Source organism: Oleiphilus sp. HI0125, from assembly GCF_001635355.1.
This window is the reverse complement of record NZ_LWGF01000318.1, coordinates 1-993: the sequence shown is the minus strand read 5'-3', so window position 1 is coordinate 993 and position 993 is coordinate 1. Positions and strand designations below refer to the sequence as shown.

The following is a 993-nucleotide window of genomic DNA, read 5'->3' as shown; positions in this document are numbered from 1 at the left end:
GTCAAAATGTTGAACACGCTTCAGAACTGCGTGAACTTCTTCTAGTTCGACTGGATCTTCATCTTCTTCGTTAAATAGACCTTGATGAATATCTTCAATGGTATTTTGTAGATAGCCTTCCATGTCAATCGCATCAATAATTGTTTCTGCAATTAAACGATCGCGGTCAGAAAATGGTGTTAGATTAAGTTGCCATAGCAGGTGATCATTCAGAGACTCGCTAATTGAATTTCTGCTTTCGAAATCGCTGTCGTTCTCATCTGGCATTGTGCCAGAGCTTGCTGGGCCACTTGTTTGGTAGATGTCTTCCCATGCAGTATCGACAGGTAAATCGGTTGGTATCGAATCGCTAAATTCATCGCGTTCGCTTTCGTGAAGATCTCGTGATGGCTCGACTTCTGAATTTGATACTTCGCTAGATTGTTCATTTTTTGAATTTTGCTCTGACTCGCTATTTGGCGTCTCAGGACTGTCTTCAATCATTTCTAGCATTGGGTTTGATTCCAATGCTTCTTGGATTTCCGCCTGAAGATCTAGAGTCGATAGCTGAAGCAGTTTAATAGCCTGCTGCAGCTGGGGCGTCATTGTAAGACTTTGCCCCATTTTGAGTTGTAGGGATGCCTTCATTACCATCAGTCGGTCATCCTAACTTTTTCAGTGTTTTTGTCATTGTCGAACGAATTCTCTATGTGCTTGTCCAGCACGTAATGTCATATCTTCTATTTTAAGAACTTCCGAGAAGAATTTGAACGAGTTTTTGATGAACTTAGTTAAACCTTTTTTCACTGGTAATTGCACAGGGAATTTGGTTTTAAATTGTAAATTCATCGCCAAGGTAAACCTCGCGCACCTTTTTGTTCTCTAATACTTGCTCAGACGAGCCTGATGCAATGATGTGTCCATTGCCAACAATATAGGCTTGTTCGCAAATGTCTAAGGTCTCTCTCACGTTGTGGTCGGTGATAAGTACGCCAATATCTCGGTCGCGAACTT

General features: G+C 41.5%; 2 pseudogenes. Both read right to left on the bottom strand.

Going from position 1 to position 993, the window contains the following annotated elements:
- Nucleotides 1-627, bottom strand: a pseudogene (locus A3762_RS04310) (RNA polymerase factor sigma-54); the annotation flags it as partial.
- 184 nt (nt 628-811) lie between these two features.
- A pseudogene (locus A3762_RS04305) lies at nt 812-993 on the bottom strand (lipopolysaccharide ABC transporter ATP-binding protein); the annotation flags it as partial.